16 protein-coding genes are annotated in these 18,723 nt (G+C 55.0%); 10 read left to right on the top strand and 6 right to left on the bottom strand.

The genetic code is table 11. The features are described 5' to 3' along the window. Positions 1 to 71: 71 nt before the first annotated feature. Positions 72 to 1,274, top strand: coding sequence for an MFS transporter (locus Electrica_RS06435; protein WP_141963980.1), 1,203 nt, complete (start codon positions 72 to 74; stop codon positions 1,272 to 1,274). A 26-nt stretch (positions 1,275 to 1,300) separates the two neighbouring features. Here Electrica_RS06435 and Electrica_RS06430 read toward each other — a convergent pair whose 3' ends face one another. Continuing rightward, complete coding sequence (locus Electrica_RS06430; protein ID WP_141963978.1) at positions 1,301 to 2,185, bottom strand: LysR family transcriptional regulator; 885 nt, start codon at positions 2,183 to 2,185, stop codon at positions 1,301 to 1,303. A 94-nt stretch (positions 2,186 to 2,279) separates the two neighbouring features. On the opposite strand from Electrica_RS06430, the gene Electrica_RS06425 reads away from it, so the two are divergent. Next, positions 2,280 to 3,272 (top strand): nitrilase family protein, encoded by a 993-nt coding sequence (locus Electrica_RS06425; RefSeq protein ID WP_141963976.1) that lies wholly within the window; start codon positions 2,280 to 2,282, stop codon positions 3,270 to 3,272. Between the two features lie 65 nt (positions 3,273 to 3,337). On the opposite strand, the gene guaA is transcribed toward Electrica_RS06425, so the two are convergent. Together guaA and guaB are read right to left on the bottom strand one after the other, a co-directional pair. Further along, the gene (guaA, locus tag Electrica_RS06420; protein ID WP_100683297.1) at positions 3,338 to 4,915 is read right to left on the bottom strand and encodes a glutamine-hydrolyzing GMP synthase; all 1,578 of its coding nucleotides are present in this window, start codon (positions 4,913 to 4,915) and stop codon (positions 3,338 to 3,340) included. A gap of 65 nt (positions 4,916 to 4,980) precedes the next feature. After that, positions 4,981 to 6,447 carry an IMP dehydrogenase gene (gene guaB, locus Electrica_RS06415; RefSeq protein ID WP_100683298.1) on the bottom strand — a complete coding sequence of 489 codons (1,467 nt, stop codon included), beginning with the start codon at positions 6,445 to 6,447 and terminating at the stop codon, positions 4,981 to 4,983. A 158-nt stretch (positions 6,448 to 6,605) separates the two neighbouring features. Here guaB and xseA point away from each other — a divergent pair, with 158 nt between their 5' ends. The 3 genes from xseA to Electrica_RS06400 all read left to right on the top strand — a co-directional run bounded on the left by xseA (position 6,606) and on the right by Electrica_RS06400 (position 9,424). Then, a complete protein-coding gene (gene xseA, locus Electrica_RS06410; RefSeq protein ID WP_141963974.1) occupies positions 6,606 to 7,979 on the top strand; it encodes an exodeoxyribonuclease VII large subunit in 1,374 nt (457 codons plus the stop codon). Between the two features lie 68 nt (positions 7,980 to 8,047). Then, positions 8,048 to 9,073, top strand: coding sequence for a M4 family metallopeptidase (locus tag Electrica_RS06405; RefSeq protein ID WP_141963972.1), 1,026 nt, complete (start codon positions 8,048 to 8,050; stop codon positions 9,071 to 9,073). Beyond that, complete coding sequence (locus Electrica_RS06400; protein WP_100683301.1) at positions 9,074 to 9,424, top strand: protealysin inhibitor emfourin; 351 nt, start codon at positions 9,074 to 9,076, stop codon at positions 9,422 to 9,424. On the opposite strand, the gene Electrica_RS06395 is transcribed toward Electrica_RS06400, so the two are convergent. Next, complete coding sequence (locus Electrica_RS06395; protein ID WP_100683302.1) at positions 9,421 to 9,642, bottom strand: zinc ribbon domain-containing protein; 222 nt, start codon at positions 9,640 to 9,642, stop codon at positions 9,421 to 9,423. The two genes, Electrica_RS06400 and Electrica_RS06395, sit on opposite strands and share 4 nt — an antisense overlap. Positions 9,643 to 10,079: 437 nt before the next feature. On the opposite strand from Electrica_RS06395, the gene Electrica_RS06390 reads away from it, so the two are divergent. From Electrica_RS06390 to Electrica_RS06375, 4 genes are read left to right on the top strand one after another with little or no spacing between them, the layout of a single operon-like run. Continuing rightward, positions 10,080 to 11,633 (top strand): ABC transporter substrate-binding protein, encoded by a 1,554-nt coding sequence (locus Electrica_RS06390; protein ID WP_228267418.1) that lies wholly within the window; start codon positions 10,080 to 10,082, stop codon positions 11,631 to 11,633. Then, positions 11,611 to 12,576: an ABC transporter permease gene (locus tag Electrica_RS06385; RefSeq protein WP_131048784.1), complete on the top strand. Its 966-nt coding sequence runs from the start codon at positions 11,611 to 11,613 to the stop codon at positions 12,574 to 12,576. The genes Electrica_RS06390 and Electrica_RS06385 overlap by 23 nt, the downstream gene beginning before the upstream one ends. Beyond that, positions 12,566 to 13,426, top strand: coding sequence for an ABC transporter permease (locus Electrica_RS06380; protein WP_141963967.1), 861 nt, complete (start codon positions 12,566 to 12,568; stop codon positions 13,424 to 13,426). The genes Electrica_RS06385 and Electrica_RS06380 overlap by 11 nt, the downstream gene beginning before the upstream one ends. Then, positions 13,427 to 15,208, top strand: coding sequence for a dipeptide ABC transporter ATP-binding protein (locus Electrica_RS06375; protein ID WP_141963965.1), 1,782 nt, complete (start codon positions 13,427 to 13,429; stop codon positions 15,206 to 15,208). A gap of 170 nt (positions 15,209 to 15,378) precedes the next feature. Here Electrica_RS06375 and Electrica_RS06370 read toward each other — a convergent pair whose 3' ends face one another. Together Electrica_RS06370 and Electrica_RS06365 are read right to left on the bottom strand one after the other, a co-directional pair. Continuing rightward, entirely contained in the window at positions 15,379 to 16,494 is a 1,116-nt protein-coding gene (locus Electrica_RS06370) for a site-specific integrase (protein WP_141963963.1), read from the bottom strand. Between the two features lie 241 nt (positions 16,495 to 16,735). Further along, a complete protein-coding gene (locus tag Electrica_RS06365; RefSeq protein WP_208764238.1) occupies positions 16,736 to 17,743 on the bottom strand; it encodes an Abi family protein in 1,008 nt (335 codons plus the stop codon). Between the two features lie 435 nt (positions 17,744 to 18,178). On the opposite strand from Electrica_RS06365, the gene Electrica_RS06360 reads away from it, so the two are divergent. After that, positions 18,179 to 18,607, top strand: coding sequence for a hypothetical protein (locus Electrica_RS06360; RefSeq protein ID WP_032752615.1), 429 nt, complete (start codon positions 18,179 to 18,181; stop codon positions 18,605 to 18,607). Positions 18,608 to 18,723 lie beyond the last annotated feature (116 nt).

Raw genomic sequence — 18,723 nt, 5'->3', positions numbered from 1 at the left:
AACCAACGAGTCTGCCTGCACAATAGCGCGCAGGTTATGCTGCCGACAACTGCATAACAGACTGAGATACGATGAAAAATATGGAAAACAGACGCGCCGCGTCCAGCATGATGACGCTTGCCGCTGGATGTAATCAGCTGATTAACTGTGGAATTTCATTTTATATGCCAGGCACTTTTGCCCGGGCTATCGAGTACGACACCGGCTGGCCAGCGACGCAAATCTACCTCGGCCTGACGCTCGCCATGTTGATAATGGCGCTGCTCTCCCCGTTTGTCGCCCGCCTGCTGGCCCGATTTGGCGGCCAGCGAGTTGTGGTCAGCGGCACGCTGGCGATCGCCGCAGGATGTTTCATCATGGCGGCTGCACCTACCCTCTCCGGTTGGCTGGGCGCCTGGCTACTTACCGGTATCGGAATGCGTCTGGCGCTGTATGATACGCTGTTCGCCGCGCTGGTGAATCTGTACGGTCAGCAGGCAAGACGCACTATTTCCCGCGTGACGCTGGCTGGTGGCCTGGCTTCCGTTCTGTTCTGGCCACTGGGCGCATTTTTGCTGACGATGATGAGCTGGCGAGAGGCGTTGCTGGTTTATGGCCTGCTGGGCCTGTTCAGCGCGCTGCTGCTCTGGCGAATGCCGAATGCCAGGCGACCCGCGGCGATACGGCCAGAAGCGCACCGGCCCGCTTCCCACCAGCAGAGACACGTTGGTCTGCTGTATGCGGCGCTGATCGCGCTGGTGACATTTGTTTCTAACGGAACCTCCACCCACCTGCCGGAATTTATCGCCCACTACGGTCTGCCGGTGGCGGCGGGGATGCTTTGGGGCATTGGCCAGACTGGCGCCCGCTTTCTGGAGGTCGCCTCGGGTTCGGTGCTCACGCCGCTTCGCCTTACGCTGCTGACCACGTTGCTGATGCCGGTCTGTTTCGCCCTCGGCCTGAGCGGGCCTTATCTCCTCTGGGCAGCCGGCGGATTTGTGCTGGGCTATGGCGCCATCAATGGGTTAACGACGGTGTTTAAGGCCACGCTACCGCTAGAGCTTTTTGCCGCCGAGGAGTACGCCAGGCTCACCGGTATCCTGTTGATCCCCGCCCAGCTGCTGGCTGCCGCCTCGCCGTTTGCCTACGCGTGGTTAAATCAGCAATTTGGAGTTCAGGGGAGCTTAGGTTTTTCCGCTGCGCTGACGCTGGTGGTCGCCGCGCTGGCGCTGGCCATTGCCCGGGGCCAGCCCCGTCGGACACCCGAGGCGATGCCGGCAGCCATTGATTCCTGAGCTTCGTGGCGATACCTGCACGCTCCTTAGCGGGGAGGTATCGCCACGTTTTTCCGACAGACCATCGCGATAAAACGATCGCGGACGGCGTCCGCCATCTGAGGGTTCCAGGCAAGACCGACCTGCCATCGCGCGCCCTCCCCCGTCATGGTAATGAGCTTTATGCCTGCCGGCAGCAGATGACATGCGCCGGCAGGAAGCAGCGCAACACCATTTCCGCCGGCAACCAGCGCCAGCAGCGTATGAATATCATCAGCATCGGCCACGATATCAGCGGTAAGGTGGTTGATTTGCAGGAAAAGCGCCGTTTGCTCTGCCAACCCGCGCCCACGCTTTGGGTTAATTTGCAGCAGCGGGAACTGTCGGAGCACGGAGGCGATATCCGGGAACGCCTCCGTTGCGCCTGCGGGCACAGCAAGCACCAGGTTCTCTTCCATTAGCGCCTGCGCTTCCAGCGCGTCCGGAACTGGCATCCGCACAAACCCGGCATGCAGTTGCCCCTCCAGCAGCATTCGATACTGCTCGTGGGAAGCGATATCGTTGAGGGAGACGTCAACATCGGGAAACTGCTGACGAAAGGCTTTAACTTGCGTCGGGGCCATCTGGAAGGTTGAGATGCCGAACCCCAGCGCCAGTGTGCCGACGTTCCCGCGCCGGACCTGCTCCGTCCAGGCACAAAACTGGTCATGCTGCTCGACAAAATGACAGGCCTGAGAATAGATAGCCTCCCCCGCCGCAGTCAGCTGAGCGCCCTGCCGCCCCCGCTGAAAAAGGGTCATGCCCGTCATATGTTCCAGGGTCTGGATTTGTTTCGTCAACGCTGGTTGGGTCAAACAAAGCCGCTCCGCCGCCGCATGGTAGCGTCGCAGCTGGGCCAGAGTGACGAACGCCCGTATTAATCTGATGTCCATTCCCGTCCCTTATCAAACGCGGAGAAAGCGTGATTATACATCCGGTGTCTCTGCTGGCGTAATGAGCTCAGTTTTTCGCAACGAGAAGAGACCTATGAACAACGAACTCCAGGTGGCTACGGTACAGTTCTGCCACCGCGCTAATGATAAGTCCTATAACCTGGGCATTATGGAACGCTTTATTCATCAGGCAGCCGGCGAAGGGACCCGCATTCTGGCCTTTCCCGAAATGTGCATTACCGGCTACTGGCACGTTATCGATCTCAGTGCCGAGGAGGTAGGCTCGCTGGCCGAGCGCATTGACGACAGCCCTTCCCTGGCGAGAATTGCCCGCCTGGCGCAAAGTTATGAGATGGCGATTGGCGTAGGGCTGATTGAAAGAGCGAGTGACGATCGCCTGTATAACACCTACGTCGTTTGTATGCCGGATGGCCAGAGGCATATTCACCGCAAGCTGCACGCCTTTGAACATCCGGCGATAGACCAGGGGAATAGCTTCACCGTCTTCGATACGCCGTGGGGAGTGAAAGTTGGCGTTCTGATCTGCTGGGACAATAACCTGACGGAAAATGCTCGGGCTACCGCGCTGCTGGGCGCGGATATTCTGCTGGCTCCTCATCAAACCGGCGGCACCAACTCCCGCAGCCCGTTCGGTATGCAGCCCATCCCCGTAGCTCTTTGGGAGAAACGGTATCAGGATCCTGACACGCTGAAAGCCGCATTCCAGGGCCGTAACGGTCGGGAATGGTTGCTCCGCTGGCTGCCCTCAAGAGCGCATGATAACGGGATGTTTATCTTATTCAGCAATGGCGTCGGGCTGGACAACGGGGAGGTGCGTAGCGGAAATGCGATGATTATCGATCCCTATGGCCGCATTATTGCAGAGACCGATGCGTTTGAAGACACCCTGGTCTGCGCCACGCTGGATTTAAGCCTGCTGGCCATGTCCACAGGCCGACGCTGGATCCACGGCAGACGCCCCGACCTCTATGCGATCCTGAGCCAGAATCAGGGTTATGAACGCGATGCCCGCAGCGCGCGTTTCTCCACGGAAGTGCCGCAGTTCAGCGATAAAACTCAGCATTAATCCGGCGGCATAAACGAAAAAGCCCTCTGTAAAAACAGAGGGCTTCGTTTAACAACGCCGGGGAGTTATTCCCACTCGATCGTTGCCGGCGGCTTGCCGCTGATGTCATACACCACGCGGGAGATACCGTTCACTTCGTTGATGATGCGGTTGGAAACGCGGCCAAGGAAGTCATACGGCAGGTGCGCCCAGTGGGCGGTCATAAAGTCGATGGTTTCGACCGCACGCAGGGAGACCACCCAGTCGTACTTACGGCCATCGCCCATCACGCCGACAGAGCGGACCGGCAGGAACACGGTGAACGCCTGACTCACTTTGTTGTACAGATCGGCTTTATGCAGCTCTTCGATGAAGATAGCATCCGCACGACGCAGCAGGTCGCAGTACTCTTTCTTCACTTCGCCCAGTACGCGCACGCCAAGACCCGGTCCCGGGAACGGATGACGGTACAGCATGTCGTACGGCAGACCCAGCTCCAGACCAATCTTACGCACTTCGTCTTTAAACAGCTCACGCAGCGGTTCAACCAGCCCCATCTTCATCTCTTTCGGCAGGCCGCCGACGTTGTGGTGAGATTTGATGACGTGCGCTTTACCGGTTGCGGATGCAGCAGACTCGATCACGTCCGGGTAGATAGTCCCCTGCGCCAGCCATTTAACGTCTTCCAGCTTCAGCGCTTCTTCGTCGAACACTTCGACGAATACACGACCGATGATTTTACGTTTAGCTTCCGGATCGTTCTCGCCCGCCAGCGCGTCCAGGAAGCGTTTCTCGCCTTCCACGTGAACGATGTTCAGACCGAAGTGGTCACCGAACATGTCCATCACCTGCTGGGCTTCGTTCAGACGCAGCAGACCGTTGTCCACGAATACACAGGTCAGGTTTTTACCGATCGCGCGGTGCAGCAGCATCGCGGTCACGGAGGAGTCCACGCCGCCGGACAGGCCGAGGATCACTTTGTCATCGCCAACCTGCTGACGGATACGCTCAACGGCATCGTCGATGATTTTTGCCGGCGTCCACAGGGCTTCGCACTGGCAGATATCACGCACGAAGCGTTCCAGCATACGCATACCCTGACGGGTGTGGGTCACTTCCGGGTGGAACTGCACGCCGTAGAAGCGTTTTTCTTCGTTCGCCATAATGGCAAACGGGCAGCTTTCGGTGCTGGCAACGGTCACGAAGTCAGACGGGATCGCGGTGACTTTGTCGCCGTGGCTCATCCACACATCCAGCAGCGGTTTGCCTTCAGCGGTCAGGGAGTCTTCAATACCACGCACCAGCGCGCTATCGGTAACAACTTCAACCTGCGCATAGCCGAACTCGCGCTCATTAGAGCCTTCTACGTGGCCGCCCAACTGCATTGCCATGGTCTGCATGCCATAGCAAACGCCAAACACCGGTACACCGGCTTCGAAAACATACTGCGGCGCGCGCGGGCTGTTATGTTCAGTGGTGCTTTCCGGGCCGCCTGAAAGAATGATGCCGCTAGGATTGAACTCACGAATCTGAGCTTCCGTAACATCCCAGGCCCACAGCTCGCAATAAACCCCTAATTCACGTACGCGACGCGCAACCAACTGGGTGTACTGAGAACCGAAGTCCAGGATGAGAATGCGATGTTTATGAATGTTATCCGTCATTGACGTTTATTCCAGAGCAGTAGCGATTAAATAAAATCGCCCGGCGCATGACCGGGCGATGAAAATCAGGAGCCCATGCGGTAGTTCGGGGATTCCTTGGTGATCGTCACGTCGTGAACGTGGCTTTCCTGGATGCCCGCGCCGCTGATACGCACGAATTCCGCTTTAGTACGCAGGGTGTCGATGGTACCACAACCGGTCAGCCCCATGCAGGAGCGCAGGCCGCCCATCTGCTGATGGATGATCTCTTTCAGGCGGCCTTTATAAGCAACGCGGCCTTCGATACCTTCCGGCACCAGTTTGTCCGCGGCGTTGTCGCTCTGGAAGTAACGGTCGGAGGAGCCTTTGGACATCGCGCCCAGAGAACCCATACCACGATAGGATTTGTAAGAACGGCCCTGGTAGAGCTCGATTTCACCCGGGGACTCTTCGGTACCCGCCAGCATGGAACCGACCATCACCGCCGCCGCGCCGGCAGCGATCGCTTTGGCGATATCGCCGGAGAAACGGATACCGCCATCGGCGATAACCGGAATGCCGGTGCCTTCCAGCGCTTCCACCGCGTCAGAAACAGCGGTGATCTGCGGAACACCTACGCCGGTAACAATACGGGTAGTACAGATAGAACCCGGGCCGATACCTACTTTCACCGCGCTCACGCCCGCTTCCGCCAGGGCACGTGCGCCAGCGCCGGTCGCCACGTTGCCGCCGATGATTTGCAGGTCAGGATATTTAGCGCGGGTTTCACGAATGCGCTGCAGTACACCTTCGGAATGGCCGTGGGAGGAGTCGATCAGCAGCACGTCAACGCCTGCAGCAACCAGCGCATCAACGCGCTCTTCGTTGCCCGCGCCTGCGCCAACCGCGGCACCGACGCGCAGACGACCCTGCTCATCTTTACACGCATTCGGTTTACGTTCCGCTTTCTGGAAATCTTTAACGGTAATCATGCCGCGCAGATGGAAGCCAGCATCAACAACCAGCGCTTTTTCAACGCGTTTTTCATGCATTTTGGCAAACACTACTTCACGGGCTTCGCCTTCGCGTACGGTGACCAGACGCTCTTTCGGCGTCATATAAACGCTGACAGGCTGGTTCAGGTCGGTCACGAAGCGGACGTCGCGACCGGTGATGATACCGACCAGTTCGTTGTCTTCGGTCACTACCGGATAGCCAGCAAAGCCGTTACGCTCGGTCAGCACTTTTACTTCGCGCAGGGTGGTTGTAGGCAATACGGTCTGCGGGTCGGAAACCACGCCGGACTCATGTTTCTTCACGCGGCGAACTTCTTCCGCCTGGCGCTCGATGGACATGTTTTTGTGAATAAAGCCAATGCCACCTTCCTGTGCCAGGGCAATTGCCAGGCGCGCTTCTGTTACGGTATCCATGGCTGCGGAGAGCATAGGAATATTCAGACGAATGGTTTTCGTCAGCTGGGTGCTGAGATCGGCAGTATTCGGCAGAACGGTAGAATGAGCGGGAACGAGGAGGACGTCGTCAAACGTCAGAGCTTCTTTAGCGATACGTAGCATGGGCAATATCTCGACCAGGGTGGATAAATATTGCCGTGGCATTATACAGAGCGTAACCGATTGCATCTACCCTTTTTTGAAAATAATACTTGCGATTGTCTATCAGCAGGTTACTATCGACTGAATAACCTGCTGATTTAAAATTTGATCTTGCTCACATGTTGCCATCTCAATCCCCTGCAATTTTCACGGTCAGCCGCCTGAATCAGACGGTTCGCCTGCTGCTGGAACAGGAAATGGGCCAGGTCTGGATCAGCGGCGAGATCTCTAACTTCAGCCAGCCGTCTTCCGGCCACTGGTACTTCACCCTCAAAGACGATAACGCCCAGGTGCGCTGCGCGATGTTTCGCAACAGCAACCGGCGGGTCACTTTTCGTCCGCAGCACGGACAGCAGGTACTGGTGCGAGCCAATATCACGCTGTATGAACCGCGCGGCGACTACCAGATTATCGTCGAGAGCATGCAGCCTGCCGGCGAAGGGCTATTGCAGCAAAAATATGAACAGCTAAAAGCGCTGCTGGCGGCGGAAGGCCTTTTCGACCAGCAGCATAAGCAAGCGCTCCCCTCTCCTGCGCGCTGTGTGGGCGTCATCACGTCGAAAAGCGGCGCGGCGCTGCACGACATTTTGCAGGTGCTGAAAAGACGCGATCCGTCGCTGCCGGTGGTTATCTATCCCACGTCGGTTCAGGGCGACGACGCGCCGGGACAAATCGTTCGCGCCATAGAATTAGCCAACCTTCGCGAGGAGTGTGATGTGCTGATCGTGGGCCGCGGCGGCGGTTCGCTGGAAGATCTATGGAGCTTTAACGATGAGCGGGTAGCGCGGGCGATTTTTGCCAGCCGCATTCCGCTGGTCAGTGCCGTCGGCCATGAAACCGACGTCACCATCACCGATTTTGTCTCTGACCTGCGGGCGCCAACGCCTTCAGCCGCTGCGGAGATTGTCAGCCGCAATCAGCAGGAGCTGCTGCGCCAGCTGCAGTCCGGACAACAGCGTCTGGAGATGGCGATGGACTATTTTATCGCCAACCGCCACCGTCGTTTTACCCAGCTGTTCCATCGTCTTCAGCAACAGCATCCGCAGCTGCGGTTAGTGCGCCAGCAAACCGCGCTGGAAAGGCTACGGGAGCGGATGCGCCTTGCACTCGAAACGCAGATGAAACGCGCCGATCAGCGTCAACAGCGCGTCATTCAGCGCCTGAACCTGCAAAATCCGCAGCCGCGCATTCACCGCGCGCAGACGCGTATTCAGCAACTGGAATACCGGCTGGCGGAAAATATTCATACCCGTCTGAGCGAACAGCGCGAACGTTTCGGCAACGCGGTTACTCACCTGGAGGCCGTCAGCCCGCTGGCAACGCTGGCCCGCGGCTATAGCGTGACCTCAGCCAGCGATGGCAAAGTGCTGAAGCAAACCAGACAGGTGAAGGCCGGCGATCTGCTGACCACGCGTTTAAATGATGGCTGGGTCGAAAGCGAAGTCAAAACCATCACCGCGGTGAAAAAAACTCGCGCCCGTAAAAAAGCATAAATTTCCGTCGCGCACTATACTGCTGTCATACCCTTTTAAACGGTTTCATCCGGATAAAGGAGCGCGATATGCAATATTATCATTACCGCTGCGTTGTTCCCCCCTATATTCTGCGGCGCATTGTTGACCACGGTTCCACGACTCAGCAACGCTGCGCACAGCAAACGCTGACCCACGTACAGGCGCTAATGGCCCACGTTCCCGGCCAGCCCACAGCCGCGCATGTCTCCACTCCAGGCCAGCTGGAACGCGATATTTATGATGCGCAACAGACCCAGGATTTGCCCGGTACCCAGGTGCGATTTGAAGGTCAATTATCCAATGGCGATGTGGCCGTTGATGAAGCTTACGATTATCTGGGCATCACTCATGAATTTTTCTGGCGCACCTACCACCGCGACTCGCTGGACAACCGCGGTCTGAAGCTTATCGGCACAGTGCATTACGGCAGAGAGTACCAGAACGCATTCTGGAATGGTCAGCAAATGGTATTCGGCGACGGCGATGGCGAGATCTTTAATCGCTTTACAATAGCGATTGATGTTGTCGCCCACGAACTCAGCCACGGGGTAACCGAAAGCGAGGCCGGGCTTATCTATTTCGCCCAGTCGGGCGCATTGAACGAGTCGCTTTCCGACGTCTTCGGTTCTCTCGTGAAACAGTATCATCATAAGCAAACTGCGGATCGGGCGGACTGGATTATTGGCGCGGGGCTGTTAGCCAGGGGGATCCACGGTAAAGGGTTACGCTCAATGTCACACCCCGGTAGCGCCTATGACGATCCGCTGCTGGGGAAAGACCCGCAGCCTGCCCACATGAAAGATTTTGCCCACACCCGGCAGGATAACGGCGGCGTTCATCTGAATTCAGGTATACCTAATCACGCCTTCTATCTTGCTGCCAGCGCTCTGGGCGGGTTTGCCTGGGAAAAAGCCGGTTACGCCTGGTATGACACCGTCTGCGATCGCGCGCTGAAGCAGGATGCGGATTTTGCGGATTTCGCGCAGTTAACCATCACGCATGGCGAAAAACGCTCAGGCACCGCGACGGCGGCGGCCATCGAGCAGGCGTGGAAAACCGTGGGGGTGCTGTAAATGAAGGTACCGGAACTGGCTGATGATGCCGTCATCGAACTGGCGCGGGAAGGCGGCTTCGCGTTTATTCCTGGGTTAAGCGGAGAGCGCAGAATCACGTTGTCATCCCTGACGCAGGCGCAACGCCAGCGCATCGTGGATATTCTGCAGCAGTCATTTCCGTTCGGCTTGCCGCCCGGGCGAGCCAGTTCTCCAGGCCGCGGCGATCGGCGCTATTTTCGTATTCAGATTCTGCGGGCGCAGCACAATCAGGCGCAGTATACCGATATCATTGTGCTGATCCCGGAAGAGGACGCGCCGCCGTCGCTGGTTGAACTGTGGCAGAAAGGCGAAGGCTGCGTTGGCGATTAAGACGCCAGCGGCACAAACTCGACACGCTTTCTGGAAATCATCCCGTGGCCGTTCTGGCAGAAATAATCGACCGCGCCGCAGGCCTTCAGCACTTGCAGCGGCTTATGGCAATCCGGGCAGCGGGCTTCCAGCGTAAAGTCCATCTGACAACCTTCACAATGCGCACCGCTCTCCGTGCCGGAGAGTGTTTTACCGCAGACCGGGCAGTTGAGTTCCATTATTTTCTCCGGATATCTATGACGGGGATATTCTCCGCCGTTTTCATTGAGTGCAATACACAACAGGGTAAACAGCGACTGATTTTAAATAATTTCTAAATGCATAACATTAACAATATGCTTCGGTTGCGCAAAACGGTTCAGCAGTTAAATACCGACAATCATTGCTTAACGCTGTGCTCAGCATGCAGTCAGTGACTCGCCCTCAGCCCCGGTGGTTCCCCCATTACTCTCAGATAAGACGCCGGTTTAAATGTTCTGGCTGGCAATAAGAATGATTTTTTGTTCTTTTACAGTCCCTTTGCCACTTACTAAGATGCAACCACAATAGACCCGGCAATCACAAAGGAATGCGCGTGAAAGAATATCGCTTTTTAACAAGTCGCTGGTTTCATCCCGGCGCCATCGCGGCATCAGGGTTGACGCTTTTAGTCGCCATGACCACCTCCGCGTGGGCGGTGAACAATGTCAATGACAAACCCGTGGCTGGCGGCATACTGCATGTCGCATTGGGTAGCGATACGCCCACTATCGACCCGTCTACCACCGCCTATTCCGTCGCCGCGCTGGTGACGCGCAATGTGCTTGATTCACTGGTCGGGCAGGCTGAAGATAACCACTTTACGCCCTGGCTGGCGCAACGCTGGGAAGTCAGCAATGATAACAAGCTATACACTTTCCATTTGCGCAAAGATGTGACGTTTAGCGATGGCACCAGACTCGATGCTGCGGCGGTCAAATATAATTTCGACCGTATTCTGGATCCTAAAACCATCTCCCCTTATTCCAAATCGCTGCTCGGGCCGGTAGACAGTATTGAAACGCCGGATGACTCAACCGTCGTCATCCGTTATAAAACCGCCTTTGCGCCATTATTACAAGGACTCAGCCTCCCCTATCTGGGGATTCAGTCGCCGACCTATTTAAAAAATACGCTAAATACCAGCAATACCGTCGTCGGCTCCGGCCCTTTTATTCTGGATTCGTTCGTTAAGGGTAGCGGCAGCCGCCTGAGTAAACGTGCTGATTATCACTGGGGTCCAGGATATGCCACTCATCAGGGCCCGGCCTGGCTTGACGGCATTGAGTTTAAATATCTGCCGGAAACCGCTGTGCGTTTGGGGGCACTGAACAGCGGGCAGGTTCAAGCCATTGATGCTATTCCGCCGGTTAACTACGCTCAGGTGACGAAAAACACCAGGCTACAGGTCATCACGCGCGAAAACCCCGGGGTTAACCGGGTTCTGTATCTTAATATTGCGCAGGGACTGTTCAAAGACGTCAAGGTGCGCCAGGCTTTCCAGAGCTCAGTAAACAGCGAAGCGGCAGTACAAGCCACGTTCTTCGGTACAGTGAAACCGGCACATAATGTGCTGGGTCCCACCACGGTCGACTACGATCCGAGCGTTGCCGCCAGCTGGGGGTTCGATATCAATAAAGCTAACCGCCTGCTTGATGAAGCGGGCTGGAAGAGCAAAGACAGCCAGGGCTATCGCACGCGGGACGGTCATCGTCTCACCGTACGCTTTATCTACGTCCCCGGAAACGTCGAGTCGGCTGATGTGGCGCTGTTTCAGGCGGTACAGTATCAGGTGAAGCAAACCGGTTTCGACCTGCAGCTTGACCCGGTAGATGCGGGGATTTTTGCGAGCCGCACGGCCAGTAACGACTATGACATCGCCTCCAACTTCTTTGTCCGCCCTGAGCCGGATATTTTGCGGACCGTCTTTCATTCCTCTTTCATTCCTCCTCAGGGCAACAACCACGCCCGGGTGAATACGATCGACGATAAGCTGGAACGCGCCGTGGGCGCCGGCGAAGAGGAGCGCAAACGGCTGTACCATGAGATTCAGCATCAGGTCATCGACCAGGCCTATGTCGTCCCGTTGTATATTCCCGCTTTCCAGCTCGGTTTATCCCGAACTGTGCATGGCGTTAACTGGGCCACCAATGCCAAACCGAACTTCTATGATGCCTGGATTAGCCGTTAGTCTTAAGGGAGGCGCTAAGCGCCTTCTGACGATTGTCGCGGTGCTGTGGGGCGCCGCAACACTGACGTTTATCGCCGTGAAGCTCATCCCTGGCGATCCGGTGTCGATTATCATCGGCGGCGGGGATGCGGTTGTCGATCCGGCGTTTCGCGCGGAGTTAATCCGCAAATTTGGTCTCGATCAGCCACTGTGGGTTCAATATCTGCGTTACTGCGGCCAGGCGCTCAGCGGCGATCCCGGTATCAGCTATCAGTTTCGCCAACCGGTAGTGTCAGTGATAGGCGCCGCATTAAAACAAACTCTGCCCCTGGCGCTCAGCGCGCTGGTTCTGGCGTTGACGCTGGCCATCGTTAATGCGCTGGCGACGTCCGGTCGCCAGCACCGGCTACGCGGGCTGCTGTCCGGCGTGGAGCTGATCCTGCTCAGCACACCGGTATACTGGATAGGTATTCTGCTGCTCACTATCTTTAGCTTTAAGCTGCAATGGTTTCCGGTTACCGGCAACGAAGGCATTGCCTCATTGGTACTGCCTGCTCTCACCCTAAGCCTGCCGCTGACGGCCATATTCAGCCAGGTGCTGCGGGATGGTCTGGAAGAGGCGCTGGCGCAACCCTTCGCCTTGACGGTACGCACTCGCGGCGTCAGCGAAACCAGGTTACGCCTGCTGCATGCCTTACGCCACGGCGCGCTGGCCCTCTCGACGCTCACCGGGACATTACTGGCTGGCGTACTGGGGGGATCGATTCTGACAGAGACGGTGTTTGGGCGCGCCGGTATCGGCCAAATCACGCTTCTCGCTATCGAAAACCGCGACATGCCATTGGTTCTTGGGATAGTGATGTTTTCCGCTTTTCTGTTTGTCGTCATTAACCTGATCCTCGACGCGCTGTATTTGCTTATCGACCCGAGGCTAGGCGTCAAGGAGTCTACCGATGAGCAGTAATTCTCTGAAGCTACCGCAATGCCGACGGGCAGCTTATCGCAGCCCCTGGCTGACGCCGGGTACACTGCTTCCCGCGATGATCGTCGTGCTGCTGTTACTGGCGGTATTCTTCCCGGCGTTGTTGACGCCCCATGCGCCAAACGATATAGACTTCGCCGCGGTATTACAGCCTCCCAGCCTTGCGCACTGGTTTGGCACCGACCAACTCGGGCGCGATGTGTTTGCCCGCGTGGTGTATGGCACATCGCTGTCCTTGTCTATCGGCGTCGGTGCCACTCTGCTGGCCTGTGCGGGCGGTATTGTGCTTGGTACGGCCGCTGCGCTGGGGCCACGAATTTCACGCCAGCTGCTGGTACGTTTGCTGGATATTCTGCTCGCCTTTCCTGAGCTTCTGCTGGCATTACTGGCTATTGCCGTATTGGGCCGCGGCCCGGAAAATACGTTGTTTGCCGTCGGCCTGGCCGCTATTGCTGGCTATGCGCGCCTGGTACGCTCTCAGGTATTACAGGTCAAACTGTCCGGCTACGTCCAGCATGCTGTCACCCTGGGAGAATCCCCCCTGACGATCATCGTGCGCCATATTATTCCTAATACCATCCGTCCACTGTTGATTCTGGCGACTATTGGTATCGGACAGGCGGTACTCGCCGCCTCCGCCATGAGCTTTCTGGGTCTCGGGGTGACACCGCCCACCGCGGAATGGGGCGCGCTACTCTCCGAAGGCCGCAACTTTCTGGACAGCGCTCCCTGGGTCAGCCTTTTGCCAGCCAGCGTCATTGCGCTCTCCGTCATCTCCATCACGCTCCTCGGGCGTCGTTTGCAAACTCTTCTGGCCAAAGGCAGCCTGTAAATGGACTATCCATCCGCGCTTTCACCTCTGCTACGCGTAGAGGATCTGCACGTCAGCTTCCCGTCAAAGCAGGGCGTAACGGACGCCGTCAAATCGCTCTCTTTTACCGTCAACGCCGGAGAAATCCTGGCGCTGGTTGGCGAATCGGGTTCCGGCAAATCAGTCACCGCGCGAACGCTGGTCGGGCTACCGGGTACAGGGGCTCAGGTTCAGGCTCATGCCATCGAACTGCTGCGTCATGACGGTGGCGTTGATGATTTACTCACCCGCGACAGCAAAACCTGGCAGCGTATACGAGGGCGGGAGATAGGTTTTGTTCTGCAGGATGCCTTGACGTCGCTCGATCCCTTGCGCCGTATCGGGCAGGAGGTCGCCGAACCGATACTGACCCATCGCCTGTTGCCGCGTGTCAAGGTGGCGGAGCGGGTTCAGACGTTGCTGACTGACGTGGGTATTGCCGATGCAAAAAACCGGGCGGCGCAATATCCGCACCAGCTTTCCGGAGGATTGCGCCAGCGCGCGCTGATTGCCTCCGCGCTGGCAGCCGGTCCTCGCCTGTTAATTGCCGATGAACCGACCACGGCCCTCGACGCGACGGTACAAAAACAGGTGCTGAACATATTCAAAATGCTGGCCGAAGCCGGACACGGCATCCTGCTGATTACCCACGATTTGGCCGTCGTGGCCAATATTGCTGACCGCGTCGTTGTCATGCGCAACGGTAGCCAGATTGAACAAGGAACGACGCGAAACGTCTTGTTCGCACCGCAGCATCCCTATACCCGGCGGCTACTGGCCGCCGTACCCACCGCCGGCACACGGGGACACTGGCTTTCCGGTCAGGACCCGCTCGGCGCAACGCTTCTCCCTGAGCCGTCGACAGCGACAGACGACAGACAAGCGCCTGTGCTGAAGGTTAACGATGTTTCCGTCACCTTCGCTTTACCTGACGGTATGCCGTTACGCGCGGTGAATCGGGTTTCATTAGCGGTGGCCCGCGGTGAAACGTTGGGTATTGTGGGAGAGTCCGGCTCGGGGAAAACAACCCTCGGGAAAATAGTGCTCGCCCTGCAGAGTCCGGACGAGGGAGAGATCCAGCTACTGGGCTCCCCCTGGAGTAAGCTCCCCGAGCGCGAACGACGTCCTCGCAGAGCGCGGATTCAGACAATTGTGCAGGACCCGCTGGGTTCGTTCGATCCTCAGTACAGCGTTGAACAGCTGCTTGAGCAACCGCTGCGGCTACATTTTCGCCTCAGCGCCCGTCAGCGCCAGCAGCGAATCGAGGAGCTGCTCTCTCTGGTCGGACTGAGCCCCGATTTGCTGCCGCGCCGTCCAGTCTCTCTTTCCGGCGGCCAGCGGCAACGCGTATCTATCGCCCAGGCACTGGCAAGCGAGCCCGACCTGCTGGTATGCGACGAACCGGTATCAGCCCTGGACGTAACCACTCAGGCCCAGGTTCTGGATCTATTGAGCTCTTTGCAGCGCAGGCTGCATCTTTCGATGCTGTTTATCTCCCATGATTTGGGCGTGGTGCAGCATATGAGTCACCGGATCGCGGTGATGAAAGCCGGTGAAATTGTCGAAACCGGCACCGTCGAGCAGATATTTCAACAGGCACGTCATCCCTACACCCGATTATTACTGTCATCGGTGATACGTGAGCCTGTCGCCCCCCAGGAAGCCGTGTTCATAACAAAACGCCCCCGACCATCAAGGCCGAGGGCGGTTAAGATGTCAAAAACCCGCTATCCGGTGAAACGCAGTACCGCTCCACTTAAGTGAACGGCATTGCGGCAGATGCGGGCTTTGGTGTTTTCATGCGGGTAGATAGCTTATTTGCTTTTCTTGATGTGAAAAACAAATACCACACCAATGACATTGATTAATATGATTTTTATTTTAGTTATAAACTAATTGTGTACACCCTTGTGTACGTGATTTTGAATGGTGCTTCAACCTTCACGTAAAATACTATCCAGTTTCTGAGCATAGATCAGCAAATGCGTTGGAGACAAATGAGCGTACTTTTTAACCATCTCAATGCTTTCCCATCCTCCCATTTCCTGTAAGGCAGAAAGTGGAACGCCAGCTTGCACAAGCCAGCTTGCCCAAGTGAGCCGGAGGTCGTGAAAACGGAAATCCTCGATGCCCGCTTTTTTTAGCGCGGCGCGCCAGGCGTTATTGTCATCCACCCGCATTTTTCTAACTGCGGGCGTCAGCGTTCCATCCGGTCGATGTTTTGCCGTGGTGTGAACGAACACCCACTGGGAATGTTTTCCCGCCTGCCTTTCAAGGATATCGCAAGCACTTTGATTCAAAGCCACGCCAATTGCTTGACCAGACTTAGACTCTTCAGATGGAACCCATGCGACCCGACGAGAAATGTCAACCTGCTGCCACTTAAGATTAATGATATTTGAACGTCTAAGCCCTGTTGCAAGAGCAAATTCAACAACTGATTTTAATGGTTCACTACAAGCATTTATAAGTTTTTTGGCTTCGTAAGGTTTCAACCAACGTACGCGAGTATTCTTGACAGGATAAAGACGAATGTAAGGCATTTTTTCGAGCCATCTCCATTCAAGCCATGATTTGCGAAGTAGAGCCTTCATAAATGCAAGGTGCGTGTTCTTTGTCGCCATCGAGACGGCTTTTGGAACATACTTTGATGGGGCCAGTGCTGAGGCATTACAAGCCAGATACTTGGCTCTCCAGTTCTGTTCATACTTCTGATTAATCATTGAGTTAACAGCTTGGTAAATCATATCCACTGTTATTTCATCAAGGTATCTTGTCCCAAAGAATGCCTGCCAAAACATAATTCTTTTTTTGTCATCACATAACGTTTTTTTACCCGATTTCTCTTTCAGCCAGCGTATGCATGCCTTTTCAAAAGTCACACGTGGTATGTATCCAAGCCTTGATGAGCACCATGACTCGTACTTAACTTTGTCATACAACTCTGAAGCAAGTTTTTTATCGGTTGTCCCCATAGATTTGCGGACTCTCTTGCCTTCGTAATTTTTATAGTCAACGTACCAAATGTTGCCTCTTTGATAAAATGCCATATCCGCCTCGCGATGGTGTGCTGATCTCCTTCTGTAAGTTTGGTAAAAATTTCTCTATATACATGCAAAATGTGTTGGTTCGGTTGGTTCAGTTGCCTCAAAACGTAAAGACCATTGTTTTGTTTGAGTATTTTTCAAAAAATTGAACCAACACTACCCTATTTTGAACCAACATTTGGCGAGTTGAACCAACATTGTGGATTGGCTCCTCATTCCCATACTCTTTTTATCACGTAACCCATCACTGGTTCGCTAGCGCATCAGCCCAAAACTCATCTTCCATCCAGTTAGATGGTATTCCCATATGGGCCAGGGATACTTGAGAAAATCTCGACAGTAAATCTTTCAGCCTCAGCGCCCATGTTGATGAGGGGCTAATCGTATACAGTAAGCATTGTAAAGCAGCCAGTATAGGATAAAGCCTTTTCTCATATCGAATCTGACGATCGGAAAGTTGGGGGGTATTCTTTAACCAGCGAACTCTATCAGAATTTGGAATTTTGATGCTTAGGCCAAATTCTCTGTTCCAAAGCCGACTATGGTGGGCACAGTGATTTCTAATTGTATTGAAAGACTTCAACCACGACACGAGCAGTTCAGCATTACAGCCCAAGTTTGTCGCTATGACCTTTTGATCTGATACGCGGATCAAGCCTGCATAAAGGTGTGACAAGCTTCCCCATGTTAGCATTTCAACCATCATCCAGCATGGAGGAAGCCTTGGGCTGTCGTATTTGCAAATGTAATGCCTCAGAAAGGTTTCCTTTTGAAGGTTTGCTGTTATGGATGCCTTCTGCTCTGCTGACAGGCCTTTCCTTTTTTCCAGATGCCTCACATCATTTTCATATCGCTTCCGCTCGTCATCTAACTGCTTTTCTAAATCAGATAAAAGCCGCTTGTGACCATACTCTCTTTTAAAATGTGCTTCATCCAGATACCAGAATGGATTGTTGCCGTACGTAACTGCCATGTGATTACATAGGTTGGCACGGACAGCGACTTCAACACGCTCGATCGCATCCATAATTAAGAGGCGCAGCTCTCTATCAAACACATACAGCGCGAGAACATCATCAAAACTGATATTTGTTTTAAATGTATGCTTTTCATCACCAGGAATGCAAAATGGAATAGCGTAAGCTGACAGGCGATAATAGCTAATGAAAGAGAGATACCTTACCGCCCGGTCTTCATCAGGAACGTCCAATCCACGAGCTTTCCACTGCTCCAGATGTTCTTGCAGAGACATAGCGGGCTTACTAAAGGCTCCCATCCTAACCCTCAAATCTAGGACAAAAAAAACCCGCCAATTTGGGCATCGTTGAGAGGCCTGGCGGGTGTGTTAGACTAAATTTATCTTCTAGTGGAAAATTGTCAATAGTGACTATTGTGGTTCAGTACTAAAACAGTACCGTTCACAGTCACATTACACCACATGATGTTGATTCTATTTCATAAAACACAATCTATTGTGTTTATTGTTTTTATCTATCAATAACACTAACGATATACAAATAAATATACTATTAGCGCCCCCATTCAGGTCAAATCCTTCGAAACAGAGTGCAAACCACATAGTAAAAGTCAGATTTAAAATCAATAAGTTATCCACACAAATCATCGTATAACATCGTTATACAGTGGTATACTGTATAGACCGAAAATACTGATATGGCGGCCCCTCATGAGCAAATCCAATCTGGTAGCATTCCGCGTTCCGGCTGAATTGCATGGCGCATTTAATCAGGCTGTAGCGGCGGCGGGCGGTGACAAAACAGCGTGGCTGCTCGATGCCCTGCGCAGCAAACTGAACCAGCCGGAGAGCAACCCACAGCTGCGCATGCTTGAGCTGGTGGAGCGAATGGAAGTGGCGGCTGCTGCGCTGGCGGGTGGTAAGCAGGGGATTCCGCCGACCCTGTACAATGAAGCGGCTGTAATCGGGATTGTTGCTGACACTATCAGGGAAGGGTTCGACAATGGCCGCATTATCGCTGAGCGGCTCAATGAGGCCGGTTATCAGACTAAAGCGGGCAAGGCGTGGGATAAGGACATTTACAGCGCCTGGAAGCGTCAGGGGCGCAACGCTGAGAAGCTCTCAGCGGCGCTACGATAGGGACTCTGGTTTATCTGCGCGGCGCGGCGGGCTTCTTCCACTGGTAGGCTTGTGCGCTCAACCTGCGGCGGTGGCGCTCTTTATCGTGCCGTGATCATGGGGTAAGCGTTAGGGCA

It is taken from the genome of Klebsiella electrica (assembly GCF_006711645.1).
GTDB classification, from domain to species: domain Bacteria; phylum Pseudomonadota; class Gammaproteobacteria; order Enterobacterales; family Enterobacteriaceae; genus Klebsiella; species Klebsiella electrica.
Note: the sequence above shows the minus strand (reverse complement) of the source record. Positions and strands in the feature narration are given on the sequence as shown.